The following is a 26426-nucleotide window of genomic DNA, read 5'->3' on the forward strand; positions in this document are numbered from 1 at the left end:
CATTCAAAATGGGATTAATCTCATTTGAAGGTGTGACCGCGATGCGCTTTTTAAAAAAGAATAACTCAGCAAGTTTTGTTTTTTTAATTATTACGCTCTATGCTTTTCTTGGCTTTGCGATTGGATTCGTAATCTGGGAATATTTCTTAGTGAGCTAAATGATACATAAAAAAATCCCAGACTTCGGGGGAAAGTCTGGGAGAGAAATATCATACTTCGGTGAGATCTCTAAGGGTCTCTTTGTCCTTCTGAATTAACTATAAGGGTGATCCGGAGTTGTGTCATGTAGACAAGTGTGTATGCTCTGTAAGACTTTATTGCTAATGTAAATATCACGTAAAAAAGAGAGCGAATTTGCTCTCTTTTTCAGTTGCTTACAGGTGTCTTCTTCGTGTCTTGCAGAAAACCAAAGCGTTGCTTTCCTGTTTAACTCGAAGCATAGCTTCTCGTCTTGCGCAAGGGCAGAGCCTTAAAACGATGTTTTAAGTTTGCTTATCCTTGCACTCCGAGCATAGCTCTCCGTCTTGCGACACAGGCAACGATTATTAATCGTTGCTTTCCTGTTTAACTCGAAGCATAGCTTCTCGCCTTGCGCAATAGATTCTTTTTGATTGTGGCCTACGCGGACTTCGTCCTTGTCTTGCAGAAAACCAAAGCGTTGCTTTAGTTTTCTTCAGGCTTCCAGCCTTCAGCTTTTTCTACGCTTTCATCATTGTTAAAGAATTTCTCACGTTGTTCTTCAAGAAACTTTTTAGCTTCAGGTTCAAACACATTTAAGCGCTTTTCATTAATCAATGTAGTTTGGTGCTGTAACCATTCTTGCCAAGCTTGTTTAGAAACGTTTTCAAAGAACTCTTGACCTTTCGCACCAGGAAATGGAGCGAAATCTAGACCTTCAAGTTCTTTTTGATATTTACGGCAAAATACTTGTCGAGTCATTATAATGTCCTTAAGCGTAAAGCTGTTCTAAGCGAGTATGGGCACGAGTAATTGCTGCTTCGACCTGTTTTGGTGACGTACCACCGATATGATCACGCGCATTGACAGAGGCTTCTAGTGTTAATGCTTGATCGAATACGTCCGCATCAATTAAATCTGAGAATTGTTGAAGCTGTTCTAAGGTTAACTCAGATAGATCTTTTTCTTCCGCAACACCTAAAGCGACTGCTTTACCTACAATTTCATGTGCGTCACGGAAAGCAACACCTTTTTTAACTAAGTAATCAGCAAGGTCTGTCGCTGTTGAGAAACCACGGAGTGCAGCTTCACGCATAATCTCGATATTTGGAACAAGTGCAGGAATCATATCTGCAAATGCCATCAATGAACCACGAACTGTATCAATCGCATCAAACAAAGGTTCTTTGTCTTCTTGGTTGTCTTTGTTATATGCCAAAGGTTGACCTTTCATCAGCGTCAATAGGCTAATAAGATCGCCAAACACACGACCTGATTTACCACGGATCAGTTCAGGAACATCTGGGTTTTTCTTCTGTGGCATGATCGATGAGCCTGTACAGAAGCGATCAGGAATGTTGACGAATTTAAATTGTGCTGAAGTCCATAAAATCAGTTCTTCTGACATGCGAGATAAATGCATCATGATCAAAGAGGCAGCGGCATTAAATTCAATCGCAAAATCACGATCCGAAACGGCATCTAATGAGTTTTCTGAAACAGACTCGAATCCAAGTAACTCTGCTGTATACGCACGATCAATTGGGTAAGTTGTTCCTGCTAAAGCTGCTGACCCCAGCGGCATACGATTAACACGCTTGCGGCAGTCTTGTAGACGCTCTGTGTCGCGGATTAGCATTTCAAACCAAGCCAGCAAATGATGACCAAAAGTCACGGGTTGAGCCGTCTGAAGATGGGTAAAACCAGGCATGATCGTGTTGGTATTCTTGCTTGCAAGTTGCAAAATACCTTGTTGTAGACGCTGTAAAATTGTCAAAATATCATCAATTTCATCACGCAAATATAGGCGAATATCAGTTGCAACTTGGTCATTACGGCTGCGGCCAGTATGTAGTTTTTTTCCTGTAATGCCGATACGTTGAGTCAAGCGAGACTCAATATTCATATGCACATCTTCTAAATCAATACGCCATTCAAACTCGCCTGCTTCAATTTCTGCTTGAATTGTGGTTAAACCTTGAATAATGTCATCACGTTCAGCTTCAGTGAGAACACCCACTTTAGCAAGCATGGTTGCATGTGCGATTGAACCTGCAATATCTTGCTTATAAAAACGTTGGTCAAATTGCACAGATGCGGTAAATTCTGCAACAAAAGCATCTGTTGCTTCTGAGAAGCGACCGCCCCACATGCCAGAGGTTTGATGAGGGCTTGCTGAAGATGAGGATTGAGAAGATGTGGTCATGGCGGCTCAGTAAAATAAAAAAGAGTATAGCAAATCCAAACGCAGTTGCCGAAACTCGTGCGAAGAAGTTATCGCAATCACGTTCATTGAATCCATCAGGCTCCTATTTTTTTACGAAAATTGGGCAATGGCAATACTTATTAGAATTAATTGTTGCAAGTAATGTTCTGGCGATGGTGTTGGCTTTGGCCGAAGCGCAGTCGTGGCAGGCATTGCAGGGTATTCGTGTCTTGCAATATATGTTTTTTATTAATTGGGTGATTTTGTCTTTTGCTGCATTGGTGGATTACTTCCAAGCTTTTTTTTCTAAATTTAGTCAGAAAACCGCTTTAACTTTGGGTTTTATTCTGTTGCAGCTGATTGTTTTTTCAACCACCTGTGCAGTAAATGTGATTCAGTATTGGACAGTACGCTCAGGTGGCTTTAATGAACAGATTTTATTTCATGGTGTGGGATTGCATTTGAGTTATGGTGTCTTGCTTGGTGCATTTTGTTTACGTTATTTATATATGCGCGAACAATGGTTGAATCAGCAATATAGTGAATTGAATGCTCGAATTCAGGCGATGCAAGCACGTATTCACCCCCATTTTTTATTTAATAGTTTAAATAGCGTGGTGAGTCTAATTAGTATTGATCCTGACAAGGCTGAAAATATGCTGATCAGTTTGTCGCGGTTGTTTCGAGCAAGTTTCCAAGAGCTTAAATTGGTCAGTTTGGCCGAAGAAATAGATTTATGTCAGCAATATCTCAGCATTGAAAAAATACGTTTGGGTGATCGTTTAAAAGTCGAATGGAATATTCAAGCCACACCGATTGAGCTAAAACGCGTTACGATTCCCTTATTAACATTGCAACCCCTGCTGGAGAATAGTATTTTTCATGGGGTAGAAAGGGTATTGCAGCAGTCAACCATTACGGTATTGGTTGAAATATTGCAAAATCAAGTCAGTATAGTCATTACTAACCCTTATTCTCGCGATACAATAAAACCGCGGAAAGGAAATGGTATTGCGATCGAAAATGTTGAACAACGTTTGAAAGCGTATTACGGTCAAACTGTAAAATTTCAAGTGTATGGCGGCACATCGTTATATACCACTGTGGTGAATTACCACTACCGAGTAAAATAATAAGTCGAGTTAACCATAAAAAATATGGATGAAGTTAACAGTGACAAGGAGAAATGGATGAAAGTCCTCATTGCTGATGATGAACCACTTGCAGTAGAGCGCTTATCACGTTTGGTAACTCACATGGGACACGACGTTGTGGCAACCGCACATCATGGACAAGATGTGTTAAGCCAGATAGAACAAACTTCACCTGATGTGGTTTTGTTAGATATTCAAATGCCAGGCATGAATGGTTTAGAGTGTGCAGAACAATTGCGCCATTTAGATCCACGACCTGCTGTTATTTTCTGCACGGCTTACGATCAGCATGCATTGGAAGCATTTAAATTTCAAGCACAGGGCTATTTACTAAAACCTGTCGCACAAGAAGATTTACAACAAGTATTTCACCATTTAATTCAACTAACCCAAGCACAAATGACGGGTTTACAATTAGAAGATATGGACGATTCCAAAACCCAGCGTCACCAAATTGCTGCTAAAACGTATCGCGGCGTCGAGTTAATTCCATTAGAGAATGTATATTATTTTCTAGCGGATCAGAAATATGTGACCGTTCGCCACAAGAATGGCAGTGTGTTGATTGATGAAACATTAAAAGATCTGGAAAATGAGTTTTCAGATCGTTTTATTCGTATTCATCGTAATGCGTTAGTCTCTCTAGATTATTTAGAAGGTTTAGAGTTGGTGGCTGCGGGGCAATATCAAGTCCGTCTACGTGAGTTGGATGAGCGTTTGTCGGTGAGTCGTCGACATCTACCGAGTTTAAGAGAATGTATGCACCAGCTATAGAGGTTGTTTTACCTGAGCTGAAAGATTGTTTGTGATTTTTTACTTGCAATTTTAGATGATCAAGTTAAGTTGGGAGCAATTGCTTTAATCAATGCTTGACGTAGATTTATGAAAACTCTAAAAATTGCGACTCGACAAAGTCCTCTTGCACTTTGGCAAGCGGAGCATATTCGTTCTCGTTTAAACGCACTTTATCCAGATTTAACTGTTGAGTTGGTTAAGTTTGTCACGCAAGGTGACAAAATCCTCGATACGCCATTAGCCAAAATTGGTGGTAAAGGCTTATTTGTGAAAGAACTGGAAGCCGCGTTATTAGATGGTCGTGCTGATCTGGCTGTGCATTCTATGAAAGATGTGCCGATGCATTTACCTGATGGTTTAACTTTAGCCGTTATTTGTGAGCGTGAAGATCCTTTAGATGCCTTTGTGTCGAATCAGTATGCGCGATTTGAGGATTTGCCGCAGGGTGCAAAAGTTGGAACTTCAAGTTTACGTCGAAAATGCCAGATTTTGCAGCAACGTCCAGATTTAGAAATTGTTGATTTACGTGGCAATGTGGGAACGCGGTTATCAAAGTTGGATGATGGTTTATATGATGCGATTATCCTCGCCAGCGCAGGTTTAAAGCGTTTAGGTTTGGCTGATCGGATTCGTCATTGTTTGGCTCCTGTCCTTAGCTTGCCTGCGGTGGGGCAAGGGGCATTAGGTTTGGAATGTCGTGCAGATGATGAAAAACTTTTGGCATTGATTCAGCCCTTACAACATGAAGAAACCTCGATTTGTGTGCGTGCGGAACGTGCCCTAAATGCTTATTTGGAAGGGGGGTGTCAGGTGCCAATCGCAGGTTATGCTACTATAGTCAATCATCAATTACGGATTGAAGGCCGTGTTGGGAGCGTTGATGGAAAGACGTTACTTAAAAAACAATTGATTGGTTCAACGGATCAAGCTGAACAGTTGGGTGAGCAACTTGCACAAGATTTATTGGATCAAGGTGCAGGTGAATTATTGAAAGCCCTATATTAATGCGATTTATTAATACTCGCCCGCAAGATCGTGCAGATCGCTTGACTCAAGCGATGCAGGATGCGGGTTATCAAGTAGAACACTTACCCTTATTAGAGCTAATTGCTGTGCCTCTTTCTGAGGAGTTGCAGCAACTATATCAGCAATTAGATCAGGTACAGGTGATTGTTGTTGTCAGCCCAACAGCGGTTGATATCGGAATGAAGTATTTGATCAAGTCTGGGTTGAACTTGCATCAGCTCGCACATATTCGCTGGATTGCGGTAGGTCAGGCAACAGCTAAAGCGTTGGCCCAGTTTGGTATCCAAAGTGATGTACCTGAGGTGGAAAGCTCAGAAGGCATGTTGGATCTTCCTCTTTTAAAGCAACAGAACGATTTGCAGAAAATTGCTTTTTGGCGAGGATTAGGTGGGCGTCAGTTTATGATGCAGCAATTACAACAGCAAGGCGTCAAAATTGCGAACTTTGTGCTTTACCATCGGCAATGCCCTCAACAAAGTGTGTTTGAATTCCCTCGTTTATTAGAAAAAATGGAACTTGATCAACCAGTCGCGGTGCTGATAAGTAGTGAGGCGAGCTGGAAAAATTGGCTTCAACTTTGTGCACAAAATCCTTGTAAGCAGAAATGGGTGTATTTGGTGTTAGGTGAGCGTTTAACTGCTATTTTAAATCAAGCGCAACATAGTTTAGGCAATACAATTAACATTATTCAGCTTGAAAATTTATCTGCATCGGAGATTATTCAACGCATGAGCGATTGGCGAGGGGCGGTATGAGAAAAATTGTCTATTTAATATTATTACTTGGCTTAGTGTGGTTGGTTAAGCTCAGTTATGATATGGCTCAAAATGCTCAGACGATTCCTCAACTGCAACAGCAACTTTCGCAAACTGAACAACGTTATGCTTTATTGAATGATCAGTTAGTCGCATTACAGCGTCAGTTACAAAGTAGTAGCCCAGAAACACCTTCTGGTTTAAATATGTCTCCAATGGTCATTACTGGTGTAGCACCCGTGATTTTGATCCAACAACAACTGCAACTGGTTCAGTTCGCGCTAGATCAACAACAATTTATTTATGCTTTGGAGCATTTGACTCAAGTTCAACAGCAAGTGCTTCAATCGAGTCTGGCGCCTGCACTACAACACAGTTTGCTCAAAGCGATTGAACAAGATAAGCAGTCAATTCAACAATTCGTTTTGACTCAAACACAGCAACAACAACAACTTGAAGGTTTATTGCAAGAATTGGATCAGCGGATTCAAAAAGAAATACAAAATCCTCAGTTGAAAGCTACAAAAGGCGAATCTTCAATATGGCGGCATTGGTTTAATTTGGAAAAAGTGCAGCGCAATCCACCTGACTTAGTGCATCGTAATCTTACTTTGAAAGAGGCGCAATTACGGATGTTACTTGCGTCAGATGCGTTACATCGTGGTCAGCAGGCTGAATACAGAAAATCAATTCAAGAAGTGATGCAATTGCTGGCTGAACTACCAGATCAGAATAGCCAACAAATGAATCAACGTCTTGATAAGATTTTGCATTTACCAACAGTAGCAACGCCGAAACTGATTACACTCGGGTTAGTGGGGTAAGCACAATGAAACATTTGTTGCTTCGTTATGTGTTGATTAGCTTATTCTTATTCGCAATTTTTGCGGTTTTGAGTTATGGCTATGGGCATGGTTATGCTTATCTCTATTGGCGTGATTGGCAATTACAAAGCAGTGTTTGGGGCTTAATTGCATTATTTATTATTATCAGTTTGTTGGCACAATCATTTTGGTTATTGGGTAAACGCTATTTTGTACGTGAACAACGTAAAAAAGAAATAGCCCTCCATTTTAAGGATTTGCATCCTTATGAGCAATTAGGTGTTGTTTGGTTGTTGGATGCGGCTAAAGATCAACAGGTTTTTATTGAACGAGTGTATACCCAATCAGGCTTGTTAAACCACATTGTTGCCGCCCAATTTGATTATAAAAATGGGAATTATGACGCAGCTTTGCAGCACTTGGAGCAATCGGCGCCGGTCGCGTTTGAATTGGCTGAATTGCAACGTATAGATATTTTTTTAGCGCAACAACAAGAAGAAAAAGCACTCACGCATTTAGAGTTTTTGACTCAACATCAATTATCTCCTTGGTTACTTCAAATCGAAACGGCTTATCAACAGCGTATCACTGCTTTATGGGGGAAATTGGCATTACAACGTCCGTGGTTGTTCCTGCAAGCAACGCAATATGGTTTGCTTGATGCTGAACATCGAGATCTATGGTTGCAGCAATTGCTGATTAAGTTTGATCAGGCATCCGTGGATGATTTAGCGGCATTGCAGCAGCGTTATTTAGCCTTGCAGAATGAAATACAGACTCGCCCATATACGAGTAAGGTGTTGTGGCTTAAATTATTGGCTCGAATGCCTGAGATGAGCATACAACATGAGCAATTGGCTTTGCATTTATTACAAGAGCATTTTGATCCGGAAGTATTTTATCTCTGGTTTCAACAGCAACTCCTGAAGCAAATCCCAGATTATGCTGATGTAGAGCAACGTATTTTGCTGTTCGAGCAACGTTATGCGGGTGTGCCGATGTTAAGTTTTGCTAAATGGCATATTTATGTGGCGACAGACCGTCAACAGGAAGCTGAGCAGTTATTAACTTTATATCCTGATAATATATTAATGAGTTATTTAAGGATTAAGTCAGTCCTAGGGGATAATTTTGATTTAATCAAACAGTTGAATTTAATATTTGAAAATGATGTTAATTTTCTGAACTTTAAGCTGTGAGTGAAAATATGAATGAGTTGTCTGTCTACCCTGTTATACATAAGCAAAGTGTTGCTTGGGGAGATATGGATGCATTTGGTCATGTAAATAATGTGCAATATTATCGCTATATAGAAAGTGCTCGTATTGCCTATTTGATGGCATTGAATATATTTGAGCAAGATATATTGACCGTAGTTGCATCGAGTCAATGTAAGTATTTAAGCCCTGTATTTTATCCAGATGTGTTGCATGTTGGTGCGCGTATTGAGGAGATCCGAAACAGTGCATTTAGAATGCAATATGTATTGTGGAGTGAGCAACAACAACAAATTGTTGCAACAGGCGATGCTGTAATGGTGTGTGTTGATAAAGTGAATGCAAAAAAAATAAATATCCCAGACCATATTAAGCAAAGGATCATTCAGTTAGAAAAGACTGTAGAGCATGATTTAATTTGAAACTAATCATCGTAAAGACAATTATGTCTGATATTGTGATTTTATAGAAAAACTTCATTTACTATTTTTCTGTAACACATCTTGCGTAGGTGTGATGGATTAAGGTTTGTAAATGGAGTTTTTCAATAATAAGTAAATCAAAGTGAGCCATAAAATTATCGGGTGTGATTTTTTGAAGTCGAAATATCAGTGCTATGCACTGTTTTGAACTGAGCTAAATTAAAAATAGATTAATATATATTTTATTTTGAGTTTTCATTTTAAGTTTTCTTGTAAATAAAAAGCATTTTTTTTGTTATAGTGTGATTAATTCAGCTATTCTTATATTGATTAATTAAATGCATATAAATTAATATTGAGCTGAATTTAGAATTCATTTTTTTTATTTTTGCGTGAAATATTTTCTTATTGAGTTGGAGTGGTTCGGATGAAACCAGATATTAGTGATTTATCAGTTGAAGATTTAAAGCGTTTGCAAGCAGAAGCTGAAGCTTTAATTGAAAGTAAAAAAGACCAAGCAATTGAAGATGCATATAATCAAATCATAGCAATTGCTGATGGTATTGGTTTAAGCGTTGAAGAGTTATTGGCTGTAGGTGAGCAAAAGCGTAAAAAGACTACGCGTAAAGCTGTAGAACCACGCTATCGCAATAAAAATAATACTGAAGAAACTTGGACTGGTCGTGGTAAACAGCCGCGTTGGTTGGTTGCTGAATTAGAAAAAGGCGCAAAACTTGAAGATTTCTTAATCTAAGTGAGTTTTAAAGTCATCGTTTTGTCATACCATGACTTTATCCTTTGTAAAAAACCAAGCTTAAAAGCTTGGTTTTTTTATATGAGAGAATTGGCGATGTTGAAAAATTATGCATAATGTCATTCAGAGCAAGTATTTTAAATGGATGATGTTAGCGATGTTGGTAAGGGTGGAATGAAGAAAAATACCAAACAATGGAGATGGTGGCTATTCGCCATTTTTGCATTTTTAATTTTTATTATTTTACAGATTCCAGCAACATGGCTTATTGCGAAATTTTCTAAAGATAATCAATTACTACATAATGTTAGTGGCAACATCTGGCAGGGACAAGCGGACTGGCAACGTGGGCAGTTACGAGGCTCTGTGCATTGGAAGACACGACCTTTAGATTTGTTGCTATTACGTTTTGGGGCTGATCTCGATATCCATAGTGGCAACACACAATTTAATGGTGTCTTTGCTTATGGCTTGGGGAAAAAAATTATTGTTAAGGGGTTACAAGGTCAAGTGGCACCTGAGACTTTGCGTTATTTTGCCAATTGGCAATGGCCTGAGAATGCAATTCAACTCAAGGATGTACAACTTCATTATCACAATGAAAAAGGTTTTAGTGCCACTGAAGGGCAACTGAACTGGGGTGGTGGCGAATTGACGTATACTTTTGGTCAGCGTCAAGAGCGTATGACTATGCCATCTTTAATTGCCGAGTTAAAAGATGCCAATGGACAATTGCAACTGGATGTACGCGATCAACGCAGTCAAAAAATGGCAAACATAAGTTTAGATGCCAATCTTATGCTTGATGTACAACTGACACAGCGAATGCTGTTAAACGTTCCTTCTTATCAGGGTAAAGCAGGACTAGACACTTATGTGATTAGCTCACGCCAGCCATTGTTACAAGGTGGAATGTGATGGACGTATTAATACAAAAAATACAACGGTTAGATTGGCAAAAGCTCGATAAGCTCAGTCCGTTGATTTTGGCAATCTTGTTATTATGGCTGTGTTGGAAGCTCGCTTCGTTTTTTTGGTTGGTAGTTGCTCCTCCTCAAGCGATGCAATTTGATCGGGTTGAGTTGGGTTCACAACAAGCACAAGTTCCGAATATCAGTTCATTCGCTTTATTTAATGAGCCCGCTGCGAGTACAGTGCAGGATAATGTTAATTTGGAATTACAAGGGGTATTGCTCGGTTCTTCCAACTCATTGTCCTCTGCAGTGATCAAATTAAATGATAGTGCTGAGCGTTATCGTGTAGGTGAAACCTTAGGTTCAACGTCATATCAACTGGTTGAAGTGTATTGGGATCGCGTGGTGTTGAAACAAGGCAATGGTGCAACACGAGAAGTGACCTTTAAAGGGTTGGAGAAAGGTTTATATCAGCCTATAGAACCAATCAATAATCGCAATAATCAGCCGCCGCCTGCACATATGCCAGAGCCTGTTCAAAACTCTCCTCAGTCTGCATTGGGGCAGGCAATTCAACAAATGCAGGATAACCGTGAGCAATATTTGAAGAATATGGGAGTGAGTGGTGGTGCAGATGGCTATGAAATCACAGATCAAACACCCGTTGGTCTTAAAAATACATTGGGTTTGCGTGCGGGGGATCGAGTTCTATCGATCAATGGCCAAACCGTTGGGCAGGGACTAAGCGAAGTACAATTACTAGAGCAAGTGCGTCGTCAAGGGCATGCCAAAATAGAAATAAAACGTGGTGATCAAGTGATGACCATTCAACAGAGTTTTTAGTGATCACACATCATCACAATAGTTAGGAATAAGTGCAGGTTATGGCTTTTTTGAATCATCAGCGTCCACTTTGGGCATTACTTGCCGCAGCACCGTTAGTTGCGACAATCAGTACCCATGTACAAGCACAGACATGGAAGATCAATCTACGTGATGCGGATTTGGCAGCATTTATTAATGAAGTTGCTGATATTACGGGGAAGAACTTTGCAGTTGATCCTCGTGTTCGTGGCAATGTGACGGTTATTTCTAATAAACCACTCAATAAAGATGAGGTTTACGATCTCTTTTTGGGTGTGTTGAGTGTTAATGGTGTGGTTGCCTTACCTTCAGGCAATACCATTCGTTTGGTTCCTGATAGTAATGTAAAAAATGCAGGTATTCCTTATGATGGGCGAAATCGTGCGGGTGGGGATCAAATCGTAACGCGTGTTATTTGGCTACAAAATACCAATCCAAATGATCTCGTACCTGCTTTGCGCCCATTGATGCCGCAGTTTGCGCATCTGGCGGCAGTGGCGGGAACCAATGCGTTGATCGTCTCTGATCGAGCAGCAAATATTTATCAGCTTGAGAATATTGTCCGAAACTTGGATGGAACAGGGCAGAATGATATTGAGGCGATTACGTTGCAGTCGAGTCAGGCAGAGGAAGTGATTGCTTTGCTTGAGACAATGAGTGGAACGGGATCATCTAAAGATTTGATGGGGTCTCGAGTACGTATTGTTGCGGATAATCGCACCAATCGTATTTTAATTAAAGGTGATCCAGATTCACGCAAGCGGTTGCGTCAAATTATCGAAATGGTCGATGTGCCGTCAGCAGATCGTTTGGGCGGATTAAAAGTATTTCGTTTGAAATATGCAAGTGCAAAAAATTTAGCTGAAATTTTACAAGGTTTGGTGACAGGTCAGTCAGTTTCATCCTCATCGACATCTAATAATAGTAGTTCAAATACTGTTAGTAATCTGATTTCGAATAATCAAAATAGCAGTTCATCCAATAACGCATCGGGAAATTCAGCGATTAGCCTAAATAGTGGTTTTAATAATCGTCAAAATAATGATGTGACCAGCTTTAATGGTGGTGGCGTGAGTATCATTGCTGATGGTACGCAGAATGCCTTGGTGGTTAAAGCTGATCCACAACTCATGCGTGAGATTGAGTCGGCAATACAACAACTGGATACACGCCGTCAGCAAGTTCTGATTGAAGCAGCAATTATAGAGGTTGTTGGAAGTGATGCTGATCAACTTGGTGTGCAATGGGTGTTAGGTGATTTGAGTAGTGGTGTTGGACTGGTTAATTTTTCAAATCTTGGTTCTGGACTATCCAAAATTGCAGCAGGTTATCTCAGTGGTGGTGCAGCAGGTGCAGCAGGCGCTTTGGGAGATGGTGCTTCAATAGGTGTCGGGAATTTTGAAAACTCACGCAAGGCGTATGGTGCGTTGATACAAGCTTTAAAAGCGAATACTAAATCTAACTTTTTATCGACGCCATCAATTGTTACGATGGACAACGAAGAAGCCTATATTGTAGTAGGACAAAATGTTCCATTTGTCACAGGATCAGTTGCAACAACAGCTGGTAGTACCGTCAACCCATATACCACAGTTGAACGGAAGGATGTCGGGATAACGCTGAAAGTTGTACCTCATATTGGTGAAGGAGGGTCAGTTCGTCTTGAAGTTGAACAAGAGGTTTCGAATGTTCAGCCTAATCGAGGGCAGGCAACGGATTTGGTGACCAGTAAACGGGCAATTAAGACCTCAGTCTTGGCTGATCATGGACAAACCGTGATTTTGGGTGGTTTGATTTCTGATGATACCAGTCTAACGCGTCAGGGTATCCCTGTGTTGGGTGATATTCCTTATTTAGGACGTTTATTCCGTGCTGACACGCGTAGTAATGAAAAACGTAACCTTTTAGTGTTTATCCATCCAACGATTGTGGGGGATTCAGATGATATTCGTCGTATATCACAGCAACGCTACAATCAGCTTTATAGCTTGCAGCTTTCGATGGATAAAAACGGAAATTTTGCCAAACTGCCTCAAAATGTCTCGGAGATTTACACTCAACCAGTGGTCAATAACTCACCATATCAGAACGTTCCAACAGCGACACAACAAAAGACCTCTGTGGTGACTACGCCAGTAGCGACAGCACAGCCACCTTTGCAAAAGCAATCGGTTGAGCGAAGTCAGAATACGGTGACAACCACAACGCTTCATCCGGCATCTTCACAGTAGATGCACACAAGCACTTCTGTCACAATGTTATGATTGCAAGAGCCGATAATCAATAAATCAGGATAAGGGTTGATGTTTATGACTTGGAAACTACAAGCCATTACAGGTGAATTTACGGGGAAAGAACTCACGATTGAACGTGATATGTTGGTAGGGCGTCATCAAGAGGCTGATATTTTATTGCAATCTGCCGATATTTCACGTCGCCATGCTGCTTTGTTGCTTAAGGAACAACAATTGTGGGTGCAAGATCTGAACTCATCAAATGGTACTTTTGTGAATGATGTGCGTATCACTCAAGATACTGAATTGCATGATGGTGATATTTTGCAATTTGCAAGTTTTGTATTTAGCGTTCTTGCCTCAGAAACTGAATTACCAGAAATTGAAGTGGAACCTGTAAACACAGTCACGCAAGATCAAGGTATGCCAAGTATTGCAGAAAGAGCTGTTGAAACGCCAATTAGTCGCGATGGTATGCCTCAGCAAGTGGGTATTCCTAAGCCTGCACCGATCCCTGAAGGGGTGAAAGTTGAGGTTTCTGCTGAACCAAAATCAGTGCCTATGCCAGAGCCTGTGTCGCGAGTTGCGCAGGAAAAAGAGCAACAAAAAAATGCTTCAGTGGGCATGATTTCTCTGATTGTGTTGATCATTTTGGCGGTGATCGCTTGGTTGTTCTTTAAATAATTAGACTAAACTTTTACAATCAAGGCATGCTTCGAGTTGCTCTAACATTTTAGTAAAGTGGTGTTAGGGTTTAGTTGAGGGATGCCTTTTTCATTTTATAGGTGGAAATTTAATGTCCATTGCACAGTTACAACGTCGTGATCTTATCTTGTTTGATTTGGATGGAACACTTGTAGATTCTGCTGCTGACTTATATCGTGCAATGAATATGAGTTTGGAAAAATTGCACTTTCCTGTAGTTACTGAAGATCAGATACGAGCATGGGTTGGAAAGGGCGCCGCAAAACTTTGTGAAACAGTCCTTGAATATTTATTTGAGGATGCAAGCCCTCCGCAACATACGCTCTTGTTAAACACATTCGTTGATGTCTATGCACAAGAGTTATGTGTCAATACTCAGGTATATGAAGGTGTTTTACCTTTTTTGGATTATTGCCAAACACATGGGATTGCTATGGCATGCGTGACCAATAAACCTGAGCAGTTAGCGAGAGGTATTTTGGATATTTTGTCACTTTCATCTTATTTTAAGATGGTGGTTGGTGGTGATACCTTGCCTGAGCGTAAACCTCATCCCTTGCCATTATTGCACTGTATGCAGAGCCAAAATGTTGCTGCCGCACAAACACTAATGATTGGTGATTCAAGTAATGATGTTGAAGCTGCACGACGTGCAGGTATAGATTGTATTGTGGTCAGCTATGGCTATAATCATGGGGAGAATATTTACGATTGCCAACCGCAACAAGTGGTGGATCGTTTAGTGGAACTTGTTGAAGAAGATCAGATCAGGAGACAGGCATGAAAGTAGTTATGGTTTTTCGATGGCGGGCTTGAGAGAGCACTAAAGAAAAAACGCACAGAAATTAAAACCATAGAGAATATCCATGACTACCTTAGTACAATTTGAGCAATTAAAATCAGCCGGCTATAACACCATTCCTGTTTACCGCCAACGTTTAGCCGATACTGAAACCCCACTTTCCGTTTTTGCTCGATTTAAAACACATAAACATGCCTATCTTTTCGAGTCTGTTGAAGGTGGTGAAAATTGGGCGAGATACTCAATGATCGGTTTGGGTGAATCTACGGTTTTCTCATGTAATGCAGGTGTGCTTACCGTTCAGCAAACTGATGGTACTGTTACCCAACAAAATTGTACCGACCCATTTCAATATATTCGCGACTTTCAGCATCAATTTAAAGTACCAAGTAAAAAAGAATTGCCTGAACTACCGAGCTTTACAGGTGGTTTGGTGGGTTATTTGGGTTACGATGCTGTACGCTATATCGAGCCAAAATTAAAAAATGTTCCAGCAGACGATCCTGTGACATTGCCAGACTTATGGTTAATGCTGTCAAAAACAGTGATCGTATTTGATAATTTAAAAGATACTTTATTTTTAATCCATCATGCTGATGCAAATCAAGATGATGCTTATGCGCAAGCACAACAAAAATTGGATCAATTAGAACAACTGCTTGCAACACCTGTGAGTTTGCAGGCAAAACCGCATACAGCTCCGCACTTTGAGTCGATCACGGGGAAAGAAAAGTTTCTTGAAACGGTAGAAACGGTGAAAGAGTACATTCGTGCTGGTGATGTCATGCAGGTGGTGCCAGGACAGCGAATGGTGTCTGATTTTGATGGTGAGGCATTACAGGTTTATCGTGCTTTGCGTCATCTCAATCCATCACCGTATTTGTTTTTAGTGCAAGGACGAACGCTTGTTGATGACAAGCCTTTTCATATTGTGGGTTCATCACCTGAAATCCTATCTCGTTTAGAGGATGGGATCGCAACGGTGCGTCCTTTGGCCGGTACACGACCACGTGGTAAGACTAAAGAAGAAGATTTGGCACTCGAGCAAGATTTATTAGCAGATGAAAAAGAGATTGCTGAACATTTGATGTTGATTGATCTGGGTCGTAATGATGTTGGGCGTGTTTCAAAGATTGGAAAAGTCCAAGTCACTGATCGCATGGTAATCGAGCGTTATTCACATGTGATGCATATTGTGTCAAATGTACAAGGTGAAGTGCGTGATGATGTCGATGCTTTGGATGTGTTTAAGGCAACATTTCCCGCAGGAACGCTTTCAGGTGCTCCTAAAATTCGTGCGATGGAAATCATTGATGAAGTTGAGCCTGTAAAACGTGGCGTATTTGGTGGTGCTGTTGGCTATTTAGGTTGGCATGGGGAAATGGACATGTCGATTGCGATTCGTACTTGTGTGATTCGTGATAAAAAGGTTTACGTGCAAGCGGGGGCAGGGTTGGTTGCAGACTCACATCCTGAATCAGAATGGAATGAAACCCAAATAAAAGCTCGCGCAGTGATCAAAGCGGTTGAATTATCGTCAAACGGATTGATTTTATGAGTTTTTAGCGTTTTTTTTAAAAAAACCACTTGCATCGATTCAGAGTTTTGCTAAACTGCACACCGTTCCGATACGAAACGTACGAAACACTAAGAAGCGCCGGCATAGCTCAGTTGGTAGAGCAACTGACTTGTAATCAGTAGGTCCACAGTTCGAATCCGTGTGCCGGCACCATCTTAAGGTTTTGAGTTTGAAGTAAACGAGCTGCACTGTGCAAGTGTGATTTGGTGGGATTCCCGAGCGGTCAAAGGGGGCAGACTGTAACTCTGCTACGAAAGTTTCGAAGGTTCGAATCCTTCTCCCACCACCATATAACTTCGATTGAAGTGGTAAAGTACCAACGCGCGGGAGTAACTCAGTTGGTAGAGTGGCAGCCTTCCAAGCTGCATGTCGCGAGTTCGATCCTCGTCTCCCGCTCCATCGAAGAGATCGCTCTTATAGCTCAGTGGTAGAGCACTCCCTTGGTAAGGGAGAGGTCTCGAGTTCAAATCTCGATAAGAGCTCCAGATATACAGCTTAGTAGAATTTCTACAAAATTTTAAAGAAGCAGGCTATTATAGTCTGCTTTTCAAGTATTAGGTGTCTAGTTTTTTAGGCGAATGTCGATAAAGAAAGTTTTTCAGGGTTGTTTTTCTCTAAACTGGTGTCGACGTAAACGAGGAAAATCAAAATGGCTAAGGCTAAGTTTGAACGTAATAAACCACACGTAAACGTGGGTACAATTGGTCACGTTGACCATGGTAAAACAACTTTAACTGCTGCGATTGCAACGATCTGTGCAAAAACTTACGGCGGTGAAGCTAAAGATTACGCAGCTATCGACTCTGCACCAGAAGAAAAAGCACGTGGTATTACAATTAATACTTCACACGTAGAATACGATTCTCCAACTCGTCACTACGCTCACGTAGACTGCCCGGGCCACGCCGATTATGTTAAAAACATGATTACTGGTGCTGCTCAGATGGACGGCGCGATCCTTGTATGTGCTGCGACTGATGGTCCAATGCCACAAACTCGTGAACACATCCTTCTTTCTCGTCAGGTTGGTGTACCTTACATTCTTGTATTCCTTAACAAGTGTGACCTTGTTGATGATGAAGAATTACTTGAATTAGTAGAAATGGAAGTTCGTGAACTTCTTTCTACTTATGACTTCCCAGGTGATGACACTCCAGTTATCCGTGGTTCTGCGCTTAAAGCGTTGGAAGGTGATGCTGGTCAGTACGGTGAGTCTGCAGTTCTTGCTCTTGTTGAAGCGCTTGACTCTTACATCCCAGAGCCAGAACGTGCTATCGACAAAGCATTCTTGATGCCAATCGAAGACGTATTCTCAATCTCTGGTCGTGGTACTGTAGTAACAGGCCGTGTTGAGTCTGGTATCGTTAAAGTAGGCGAAGAAGTTGAAATCGTTGGTATTAAAGATACAGTTAAAACAACTGTAACTGGCGTAGAAATGTTCCGTAAACTTCTAGACGAAGGTCGTGCGGGCGAGAACTGTGGTGTTCTTCTACGTGGTACTAAGCGTGAAGACGTACAACGTGGTCAAGTACTTGCTAAACCAGGTTCAATCAAGCCACACACTAAATTCGATGCAGAAGTATACGTACTTTCTAAAGAAGAAGGTGGTCGTCACACTCCATTCCTTAACGGTTACCGTCCACAGTTCTACTTCCGTACAACTGACGTAACTGGCGCGATCAAATTACAAGATGGCGTAGAAATGGTAATGCCTGGTGACAACGTAGAAATGTCAGTAGAGTTAATCCACCCGATCGCAATGGACCCAGGTCTACGTTTTGCGATCCGTGAAGGTGGTCGTACTGTAGGTGCTGGTGTTGTTGCGAAAGTAACTGCATAATAGATTATGAAACTCAAATCGGAAGCTTCGGCTTTCGATTTGCATCATAGGTCAGTAGTTCAATTGGTAGAGCGTCGGTCTCCAAAACCGAATGTTGGGGGTTCGAGTCCCTCCTGACCTGCCACTTTTTTTAAATAAAAACGCTTGATTCTGGCTAAGTTGTCATATAATAAGTCGCGAATTCTACGACGAGTAAAAAAATGTCGAATGATAAATCGCGTGACGCATCGAGCGACGCGCCAATCCCTCAAAGAAATAACGCTGCAGAAATTGTAAGCTCAGGTTCTCCATTAGATGTTGTCTTATGGTTGATTGCATTGACTTTGCTGATTGGTTCAGCAATGGTAAATCAGCATTTACCTGCCTATTGGGCACCAGCAAATGATATTTGGGTGCGCATTGGGGTAATTTTGGCTTGTATCGCGGTCGCTTTAGGTTTATTATACGCCACCCATCAAGGTAAAGGCTTTGTGCGTTTATTGCTAGATGCGCGGATAGAACTACGTCGAGTGGCTTGGCCGACAAAACAAGAGACGATGACCACCTCGTGGCAAGTTCTTGTGGTTGTAATTGTAACAGCAATCGTATTGTGGTGTTTTGATTACGGGTTGGGCTGGTTTATTAAGTTAATTATCGGGTAAGGTGCGATGAAGCGTTGGTATATTATTCATGCCTATTCAGGTTTTGAAAAGCAAGTGATGCGTTCGCTTAATGAACGTATTCAACGTAGCACGGTAGCTGATAGCTTTGGTGAGGTTCTTGTTCCTACTGAAGAAGTAGTTGAAATGAAGGACGGTAAAAAGCGCAAGTCTGAGCGTAAATTCTTTCCTGGCTATGTGTTAGTCGAAATGGAAATGAATGATGATACTTGGCACATCGTGAAAGAGTGTCCAAAAGTTCTTGGTTTTATTGGTGGAACACCAGAAAAACCTGCGCCAATCACTCAGCGTGAAGCTGATGCGATTCTTGCTCGTGTACGTAATCTTGGTGAAGCACCTCGTCCTAAGACGATGTTTGAACCAGGTGAAGAATTGCTCGTTATTGATGGTCCGTTCACTGACTTTAAAGGGGTCGTGGAGGAAGTTCAATACGATAAGTCACGTTTAACGTTGACAATTAATGTATTTAATCGACCTACTCAGGTTGAGCTGGAATTTCGCCAAGTCGAAAAAACAGTTTAATTTGAACTGGTTGAGAAGCGCCCGATTTGATCGGGCATTGTTGTTCTAACACTTCGGTGTTGTTTAATTTTTGGGGAGCCTAGCGGCGCTTGTACCCAGAGGTAATTTTCAATGGCTAAGAAGATTGACGGCTATATCAAGCTGCAAGTTCCAGCTGGTAAAGCAAATCCATCTCCACCAATTGGTCCTGCTTTAGGTCAACGTGGTGTAAACATCATGGCATTCTGTAAAGAATTCAATGCTGCTACACAAAAACTTGAAGTTGGTTTGCCAATTCCTGTCGTGATCACTGTGTACAACGATAAGTCGTTCACATTCATCATGAAAACTCCACCTGCATCTATTCTTCTTAAGAAAGCTGCTGGTATTCAAAAGGGTTCTTCTGTACCAAACAAAACTAAAGTTGGTAAGTTGACTCGTGCTCAATTAGAAGAAATCGCGACTACTAAAGAACCAGACTTAACTGGTGCTGATTTAGACGCTCGTGTGCGTACCATCGCTGGTTCTGCACGTTCTATGGGCTTGGAAGTGGAGCTATAAGACATGGCAAAGTTAACTAAACGTCAAAAAGCCATTGCTGCTGCTGTAGAAGCAAACAAAGTTTACACTTTGGAAGAAGCAGTACAAGTTCTTAACAGCTTACCAGCTGCGAAGTTCAAAGAATCTTTAGATATCGCTGTAAACCTTGGCGTAGACCCACGTAAATCTGATCAGGTTGTTCGTGGTGCGACAACTTTACCAGCAGGTACAGGTAAAACTGTACGTGTTGCAGTTTTTGCTCAAGGCGCTGCTGCTGAAGCTGCGAAAGAAGCAGGTGCTGACGTTGTTGGTTTTGATGACCTTGCTGAAAGCATTCAAGGTGGAAATCTTGACTTTGATGTCGTAATTGCTGCTCCAGATGCAATGCGCGTTGTTGGTAAGTTAGGTACTATTCTTGGTCCACGTGGCTTAATGCCAAACCCTAAAGTGGGTACAGTAACGCCTGACGTTGCTAACGCGGTTAAGAATGCGAAGTCTGGTCAAGCACGTTACCGTGTAGACAAAGCAGGTATCATCCACGCTGCAATCGGTCAGCTTGGTTTTAGCGAAGAAGCAGTACGTCAAAACGTTGAAACTTTAATTGCAGATTTAAAACGCTTAAAGCCTGCAACGTCTAAAGGTGTATACGTTAAAAAGATCACTTTGAGCTCAACTATGGGTCCTGGTTTGATCGTTGACGTAAGCAACGTTTCTAAGTAATTAGACAGAATTTTAAAGCCTTAGACTTTTTCTTTGAAAAAGTCTAAGCAAACTTTGAATTGATAAATGAATATTTATCAGCGTCAAAGACCTCAGGCGAGAAATATTTTCGAATGTTTTTCTTAATCTTCCAGTCTGAGTAGACGCGGTGGTGTGATTTATTCCTCCTCCGCGTGTAAGTCTTAGTCAGACTTACGAATTGGGAGTGCATCTTTTGGGATGCATAAATCACCGTTAGGAGGTTTTACGATGGCTCTTCTTATCGAAGACAAAAAACAGATCGTTGCAGAAGTAAACGAAGTTGCTTCTAAAGCGTTCTCTGCCGTTGTTGCTGACTATCAAGGCTTAACTGTAGAGCAATTAACAACACTTCGTGTTGAAGCTCGTAAGTTAGGTGTTACTACACGTATCGTGCGTAACACTTTGGCTAAGCGTTCATTTGAAGGTACTCAATTTGATATCTTGAATGACGACCTTGTTGGTCCAACAATTCTCGGTTTCTCTACTTCTGAAGATGACATGGGTGCTGCTGCACGCTTGTTCGAAGAATTTGCGAAAACTAATAAAGCATTTGAACTTAAAGCAGCTGCATTTGATGGCAAGCTTTATAAAGGTGCTGAAGTTAGCGTAATTGCAAACCTTCCGAACCAAGAGAAAGCGCTTACTATGCTTGCCTCTGTTCTTCAAGCTCCTATTTCGAAATTGGGTCGCCTCATTACAGCGCTCAAAGAGAAAAACGAGTCAGAAGCGGCTTAATCCTATTTTCACACCATTCAATATCCATTTGGAGTTATTCTCATGGCTTTAACAAACGAAGAAATCTTAAACGCAGTTGCTGAAAAAACAGTTCTTGAACTTGTTGAATTAATTTCTGCTTTCGAAGAAAAATTTAACGTATCTGCTGCTGCTGTTGCTGTAGCTGCTGCTCCAGGTGCTGGTGCTGCTGCTGCTGAAGAACAAACTGAATTCAACGTTGAGTTGACTTCTTTCGGTGCTAACAAAGTTGCTGTAATTAAAGCAGTTCGTGAAGCTACTGGCCTTGGTCTTAAAGAAGCTAAAGATCTTGTTGAAGGCGCTCCTGCTGTTCTTAAAGAAGGCGTTTCTAAAGAAGAAGGCGAAGAACTTAAGAAGAAGCTTGAAGAAGCTGGTGCTACAGTTACACTTAAGTAATGCTGTAGGGAGTCGATTTTTTGAAAATCGGCTCCAAAAAATGGCTGATGGCTCTTGGGTCATCAGCCTTTTTGCGTTACAATAATCGGCTCGTTTTTTGTTAGTTTTGCGTTTTTGACGCATATAATTAGAACAAACGGCTAAATATCAAACGCTTACCAATATTTTTTTGCTTATAAAAATATTGTTAAGCGTTTTAATACCACTAAAAATTGCAGCATTTGTAAACAGTGGTGGCCATATCGGCTTGCGTAATTCCTTCTAAGCCCGTTCTGCAGGCGGCTTAGTTTACTTTCCGAGGACTCCAGATGGCATACTCATATACCGAAAAGAAACGGATTCGTAAGAATTTTGGTAAATTGCCCCACGTAATGGAAGCACCGTACTTACTTTCGATTCAAGTCGATTCGTACCGTACTTTCTTACAAGGTGGCAAAACTCCAAAAAATCGCGAAGATATCGGTCTCCAAGCCGCATTTCGTTCAGTTTTTCCTATTGAAAGTTATTCTGGCAATGCTGCTTTAGAATTTGTTGAGTATAGTCTTGGTAAACCAGAGTTTGACGTACGTGAATGTATTTTACGTGGTTCAACTTATGCGGCACCAATGCGCGTAAAAATTCGTTTGATCATTAAAGATCGCGAAACCAAATCAATTAAAGACGTTCGTGAACAAGAAGTTTACATGGGTGAAATGCCACTCATGACCGATAACGGTACATTCGTTATTAACGGTACTGAGCGTGTAATCGTATCTCAATTACACCGTTCGCCAGGCGTATTCTTTGATCATGACAAGGGTAAGACCCACTCAAGCGGTAAAGTGTTGTATTCAGCACGTATTATCCCTTACCGTGGTTCATGGTTAGATTTCGAATTTGATGCTAAAGATTTAGTATTCGTACGTATTGACCGTCGTCGTAAATTATTGGCGACTGTGATTTTACGTGCTTTAAATTATACCAATGAGCAAATCCTGAATTTGTTCTATGAAAAAGTACCTGTCTATTTAGATATGGGCAGCTATCAAATTGATCTCGTTCCAGATCGCCTACGTGGTGAGATGGCGCAATTTGATATCTTAGATAACGATGGCAAAGCGATTGTTGAACAAGGCAAACGTATTAATGCACGTCACGTACGTCAAATGGAAGCAGCGAACTTAGCGAAGCTTTCAGTACCTGATGAATACTTGTATGAGCGTATTACAGCTGAAGATATCACATTGAAAGATGGTGATGTGATTCCTGCAAATACGGTGCTTAGCCATGAAGTGATGGTGAAAATCGCTGAAGGCGGCGTGAAACAGTTTAATATTCTGTTCACCAACGATATCGATCGTGGTCCTTTCGTTGCGGATACTTTACGTGCAGATACAACAACAGGTCGTGAAGAAGCACTTGTTGAAATCTATAAAGTCATGCGTCCAGGTGAGCCGCCAACGAAAGAAGCTGCTGAAAACTTATTTAATAACTTGTTCTTCTCTTCTGAGCGTTATGACCTGTCTCCAGTGGGTCGTATGAAGTTCAACCGTCGTTTGGGTCGTCCATACGAAGTGGGTACTGATCAGAAGTCTCGTGAAGTTGAAGGTATTTTATCACACGACGATATCATTGATGTACTTCGTACATTGGTGGAAATCCGTAACGGTAAAGGTGAAGTCGATGATATCGATCACTTAGGTAACCGTCGTGTACGTTCTGTTGGCGAAATGACAGAAAACCAATTCCGTGTTGGTTTAGTGCGTGTTGAACGTGCTGTTAAAGAGCGCTTGAGCCAGGCAGAAACAGATAACTTGTCTCCGCAAGATTTAATCAACGCAAAACCAGTTGCTGCTGCGATCAAAGAATTCTTTGGTTCAAGCCAATTATCTCAGTTCATGGACCAAAACAACCCATTATCTGAGATTACACACAAACGTCGTGTGTCTGCACTTGGTCCTGGTGGTTTGACGCGTGAGCGTGCGGGCTTCGAAGTACGTGACGTACACCAAACTCACTATGGTCGTGTTTGTCCGATTGAAACGCCTGAAGGTCCAAACATTGGTTTGATCAACTCGCTTTCTGTGTATGCAAAAGCGAACGACTTCGGTTTCTTGGAAACACCGTATCGTAAAGTTGTAGATGGCCGTGTAACAGATGACGTTGAATACTTATCTGCAATTGAAGAAGTAGGGACTGTCATTGCACAAGCCGACTCTGCAGTTGATAAAGATGGTAATTTAACTGAAGAAATGGTTTCTGTGCGTCATCAAGGTGAATTCGTACGTATGTCGCCTGAACGCGTAACGCATATGGACGTTTCTGCACAGCAGGTAGTATCAGTTGCGGCATCATTGATTCCATTCCTTGAACACGATGATGCGAACCGTGCATTGATGGGTTCGAACATGCAACGTCAGGCTGTTCCTACATTACGTGCTGACAAGCCGCTTGTTGGTACAGGTATGGAAGCGAACGTAGCGCGCGACTCGGGTGTGTGTGTGATCGCAAACCGTGGTGGTGCGATTGAGTATGTAGATGCATCTCGTATCGTTATTCGTGTCAACGAAGATGAAATGATTGCGGGTGAAGCAGGTGTAGATATCTATAACCTGATCAAATATACACGTTCAAACCAAAACACATGTATTAACCAGAATGTCATCGTGAACTTGGGCGACAAAGTTGCTCGTGGTGATATCTTGGCTGACGGTCCTTCGACTGACATGGGTGAACTTGCGCTGGGTCAAAACATGCGCGTCGCGTTCATGACATGGAACGGTTATAACTATGAAGACTCGATTTTACTTTCTGAGCGTGTTCTTCAAGAAGATCGTTTAACGTCGATTCACATTCAAGAATTGTCATGTGTAGCACGTGATACTAAGTTAGGTGCAGAAGAAATTACTGCCGATATTCCTAACGTTGGTGAAGCTGCACTGTCTAAATTGGATGAGTCAGGTATTGTTTATATCGGTGCTGAAGTGACTGCGGGTGATATCCTAGTTGGTAAGGTAACGCCTAAAGGTGAAACTCAGTTAACACCTGAAGAAAAATTACTTCGCGCAATCTTTGGAGAAAAAGCGGCAGACGTAAAAGATTCATCTTTGCGTGTTCCGTCTGGTACCAAAGGTACAGTGATTGACGTTCAAGTCTTCACACGTGATGGTTTAGAAAAGGACGAGCGTGCTCAAGCAATTGAGAAAGCTCAACTTGATGCCTACCGTAAAGACTTGAAAGAAGAATACAAAATCTTCGAAGAAGCAGCACGTGAACGTATTGTTCGCTTGTTGAAAGGTCAAGAGTCAAATGGTGGCGGTACAACCAAGCGCGGCGATAAACTCTCAGAAGATGTATTGTCTGGTTTAGAGCTTGTTGATTTACTTGAAATCCAACCAGCTGATGAAGCGATTGCTGAACGTTTAACGCAAATTCAAGTGTTCTTGAAAGAGAAGAGCATCGAAATCGATGAGAAATTTGCAGAGAAGAAGCGTAAGCTTTCTACAGGTGATGAATTAACAACGGGTGTATTAAAAGTTGTTAAGGTTTACCTTGCGGTTAAGCGTCGTATTCAGCCTGGTGATAAGATGGCGGGTCGTCACGGTAACAAGGGTGTGGTATCAAACATCTTACCTGTAGAAGACATGCCGCATGATATTCACGGTGTGCCAGTTGATATCGTATTGAACCCATTGGGTGTACCATCACGTATGAACGTGGGTCAGATTCTTGAAACTCACTTGGGTATGGCGGCAAAAGGTCTGGGTGAGCAAATTGATAAGATGCTCCAACAGCAACGTACGATTGCTGAATTGCGTGCGTTCCTCGACAAGATTTACAACAAAGTTGGTGGCGAACAAGAAGATCTTGATAGCTTAACCGACGAAGAAGTTTTAAAACTTGCAGGTAACCTGCGTGCAGGTGTGCCTTTGGCGACACCAGTATTTGATGGTGCTGAAGAAAGTCAAATTAAAGAGTTACTTGAGCTTGCTGAATTGCCACGTACTGGTCAAACCGTATTGTTTGATGGTCGTACTGGTGAACAGTTTGATCGTCCTGTAACTGTCGGTTATATGTACATGCTCAAATTGAACCACTTGGTTGATGACAAGATGCATGCGCGTTCAACTGGTTCTTACTCACTAGTGACACAACAGCCGCTTGGTGGTAAAGCACAATTCGGTGGTCAGCGTTTCGGTGAGATGGAAGTATGGGCACTTGAAGCATACGGTGCAGCATATACGCTTCAAGAAATGCTTACTGTGAAGTCGGATGACGTTGAAGGTCGTACACGCATCTATAAGAATATTGTAGATGGTAACCATTATATGGATCCGGGTATGCCTGAATCGTTCAACGTATTGACCAAAGAGATCCGTTCTTTAGGTATCAACATTGAACTGAAAAATGGTGACTAATTAGCCATTAATCCCCCCTCAACCCCCTTTATGAAAGGGGGAGTTCCCACTCGAAAGAGTAGGGGCTTCCCTCCTTAGAAAAAGGAGGGACTGAGGGAGGATTATTCAGTTAAAAAACAATATTTGTGACCCAGTTGAGTGAGTGTAGCTCCTCGACACACGGAGAAAAAA

At 41.5% G+C, this 26426-nt stretch carries 25 protein-coding genes and 5 tRNA genes; 28 read left to right on the top strand and 2 right to left on the bottom strand.

Translation table 11 applies throughout. The annotated features are described in order from the left end of the window. Positions 1-41: 41 nt before the first annotated feature. A complete protein-coding gene (locus DK207_RS15905) occupies positions 42-158 on the top strand; it encodes a hypothetical protein (RefSeq protein ID WP_100222740.1) in 117 nt (38 codons plus the stop codon). 505 nt (positions 159-663) lie between these two features. On the opposite strand, the gene DK207_RS00355 is transcribed toward DK207_RS15905, so the two are convergent. Then, a complete protein-coding gene (locus tag DK207_RS00355; RefSeq protein ID WP_005083932.1) occupies positions 664-939 on the bottom strand; it encodes an oxidative damage protection protein in 276 nt (91 codons plus the stop codon). A gap of 10 nt (positions 940-949) precedes the next feature. Further along, positions 950-2383: an argininosuccinate lyase gene (gene argH, locus DK207_RS00360; RefSeq protein ID WP_109439513.1), complete on the bottom strand. Its 1434-nt coding sequence runs from the start codon at positions 2381-2383 to the stop codon at positions 950-952. On the opposite strand from argH, the gene DK207_RS00365 reads away from it, so the two are divergent. The 27 genes from DK207_RS00365 to rpoB all read left to right on the top strand — a co-directional run bounded on the left by DK207_RS00365 (position 2374) and on the right by rpoB (position 26255). Next, a complete protein-coding gene (locus DK207_RS00365) occupies positions 2374-3516 on the top strand; it encodes a sensor histidine kinase (RefSeq protein WP_017395051.1) in 1143 nt (380 codons plus the stop codon). The two genes, argH and DK207_RS00365, sit on opposite strands and share 10 nt — an antisense overlap. 57 nt (positions 3517-3573) lie before the next feature. Beyond that, entirely contained in the window at positions 3574-4311 is a 738-nt protein-coding gene (locus tag DK207_RS00370) for a LytR/AlgR family response regulator transcription factor (RefSeq protein WP_109439514.1), read from the top strand. Positions 4312-4419: 108 nt separating this feature from the next. Next, positions 4420-5337: a hydroxymethylbilane synthase gene (hemC, locus tag DK207_RS00375; RefSeq protein ID WP_005087936.1), complete on the top strand. Its 918-nt coding sequence runs from the start codon at positions 4420-4422 to the stop codon at positions 5335-5337. Next, the gene (locus tag DK207_RS00380; protein ID WP_005087939.1) at positions 5337-6113 is read left to right on the top strand and encodes a uroporphyrinogen-III synthase; all 777 of its coding nucleotides are present in this window, start codon (positions 5337-5339) and stop codon (positions 6111-6113) included. Before hemC ends, DK207_RS00380 begins: the two co-directional genes overlap by 1 nt. Continuing rightward, a complete protein-coding gene (locus DK207_RS00385) occupies positions 6110-6937 on the top strand; it encodes a hypothetical protein (RefSeq protein ID WP_005087940.1) in 828 nt (275 codons plus the stop codon). Before DK207_RS00380 ends, DK207_RS00385 begins: the two co-directional genes overlap by 4 nt. A gap of 5 nt (positions 6938-6942) precedes the next feature. Continuing rightward, a complete protein-coding gene (locus tag DK207_RS00390) occupies positions 6943-8136 on the top strand; it encodes a hypothetical protein (RefSeq protein WP_109439515.1) in 1194 nt (397 codons plus the stop codon). 8 nt (positions 8137-8144) lie between these two features. Continuing rightward, the gene (locus DK207_RS00395; RefSeq protein ID WP_005083921.1) at positions 8145-8576 is read left to right on the top strand and encodes an acyl-CoA thioesterase; all 432 of its coding nucleotides are present in this window, start codon (positions 8145-8147) and stop codon (positions 8574-8576) included. A 427-nt stretch (positions 8577-9003) separates the two neighbouring features. Beyond that, entirely contained in the window at positions 9004-9330 is a 327-nt protein-coding gene (locus DK207_RS00400) for an H-NS family nucleoid-associated regulatory protein (protein ID WP_004637627.1), read from the top strand. Between the two features lie 174 nt (positions 9331-9504). Further along, positions 9505-10248, top strand: coding sequence for a type II secretion system protein N (gspN, locus tag DK207_RS00405; protein ID WP_026056326.1), 744 nt, complete (start codon positions 9505-9507; stop codon positions 10246-10248). After that, positions 10248-11087 carry a type II secretion system protein N gene (locus DK207_RS00410; protein ID WP_109439516.1) on the top strand — a complete coding sequence of 280 codons (840 nt, stop codon included), beginning with the start codon at positions 10248-10250 and terminating at the stop codon, positions 11085-11087. Before gspN ends, DK207_RS00410 begins: the two co-directional genes overlap by 1 nt. A 41-nt stretch (positions 11088-11128) precedes the next feature. After that, positions 11129-13339 carry a type II secretion system secretin GspD gene (gene gspD / locus DK207_RS00415; RefSeq protein WP_005087946.1) on the top strand — a complete coding sequence of 737 codons (2211 nt, stop codon included), beginning with the start codon at positions 11129-11131 and terminating at the stop codon, positions 13337-13339. A 78-nt stretch (positions 13340-13417) separates the two neighbouring features. Continuing rightward, positions 13418-14026, top strand: coding sequence for an FHA domain-containing protein (locus tag DK207_RS00420; RefSeq protein ID WP_109439671.1), 609 nt, complete (start codon positions 13418-13420; stop codon positions 14024-14026). A gap of 112 nt (positions 14027-14138) precedes the next feature. Then, complete coding sequence (locus tag DK207_RS00425) at positions 14139-14831, top strand: phosphoglycolate phosphatase (RefSeq protein ID WP_005087950.1); 693 nt, start codon at positions 14139-14141, stop codon at positions 14829-14831. Between the two features lie 82 nt (positions 14832-14913). Further along, entirely contained in the window at positions 14914-16407 is a 1494-nt protein-coding gene (gene trpE / locus DK207_RS00430; RefSeq protein WP_109439517.1) for an anthranilate synthase component I, read from the top strand. Between the two features lie 98 nt (positions 16408-16505). Continuing rightward, a tRNA-Thr gene (locus DK207_RS00435) sits at positions 16506-16581 on the top strand. A gap of 52 nt (positions 16582-16633) precedes the next feature. After that, positions 16634-16717 (top strand) — tRNA-Tyr (locus DK207_RS00440). Positions 16718-16751: 34 nt separating this feature from the next. After that, positions 16752-16827, top strand: a tRNA-Gly gene (locus tag DK207_RS00445). 11 nt (positions 16828-16838) lie between these two features. Beyond that, positions 16839-16913: transfer RNA gene (locus DK207_RS00450), tRNA-Thr, on the top strand. Between the two features lie 164 nt (positions 16914-17077). Then, complete coding sequence (gene tuf, locus DK207_RS00455) at positions 17078-18268, top strand: elongation factor Tu (RefSeq protein WP_004770934.1); 1191 nt, start codon at positions 17078-17080, stop codon at positions 18266-18268. Between the two features lie 48 nt (positions 18269-18316). After that, positions 18317-18392: transfer RNA gene (locus DK207_RS00460), tRNA-Trp, on the top strand. A gap of 76 nt (positions 18393-18468) precedes the next feature. Next, positions 18469-18909, top strand: a complete 441-nt coding sequence (secE, locus tag DK207_RS00465) for a preprotein translocase subunit SecE (protein ID WP_004637637.1) — start codon at positions 18469-18471, stop codon at positions 18907-18909. A gap of 6 nt (positions 18910-18915) precedes the next feature. Further along, positions 18916-19449 (top strand): transcription termination/antitermination protein NusG, encoded by a 534-nt coding sequence (gene nusG / locus DK207_RS00470; RefSeq protein WP_004637638.1) that lies wholly within the window; start codon positions 18916-18918, stop codon positions 19447-19449. 111 nt (positions 19450-19560) lie between these two features. Then, positions 19561-19989 (top strand): 50S ribosomal protein L11, encoded by a 429-nt coding sequence (gene rplK / locus DK207_RS00475; protein WP_004637639.1) that lies wholly within the window; start codon positions 19561-19563, stop codon positions 19987-19989. Positions 19990-19992: 3 nt separating this feature from the next. Then, positions 19993-20688: a 50S ribosomal protein L1 gene (gene rplA, locus DK207_RS00480; protein ID WP_004637640.1), complete on the top strand. Its 696-nt coding sequence runs from the start codon at positions 19993-19995 to the stop codon at positions 20686-20688. Positions 20689-20937: 249 nt separating this feature from the next. Next, positions 20938-21444: a 50S ribosomal protein L10 gene (gene rplJ, locus DK207_RS00485; protein ID WP_004876417.1), complete on the top strand. Its 507-nt coding sequence runs from the start codon at positions 20938-20940 to the stop codon at positions 21442-21444. A 42-nt stretch (positions 21445-21486) separates the two neighbouring features. Then, entirely contained in the window at positions 21487-21858 is a 372-nt protein-coding gene (rplL, locus tag DK207_RS00490) for a 50S ribosomal protein L7/L12 (RefSeq protein ID WP_004637642.1), read from the top strand. Positions 21859-22166: 308 nt separating this feature from the next. Beyond that, positions 22167-26255 (top strand): DNA-directed RNA polymerase subunit beta, encoded by a 4089-nt coding sequence (rpoB, locus tag DK207_RS00495; protein ID WP_004637643.1) that lies wholly within the window; start codon positions 22167-22169, stop codon positions 26253-26255. The last annotated feature ends 171 nt before the right edge of the window (positions 26256-26426 follow it).

This window comes from Acinetobacter haemolyticus (genome assembly GCF_900406815.1).
Taxonomy (GTDB): Bacteria; Pseudomonadota; Gammaproteobacteria; order Pseudomonadales; family Moraxellaceae; genus Acinetobacter; species Acinetobacter haemolyticus_A.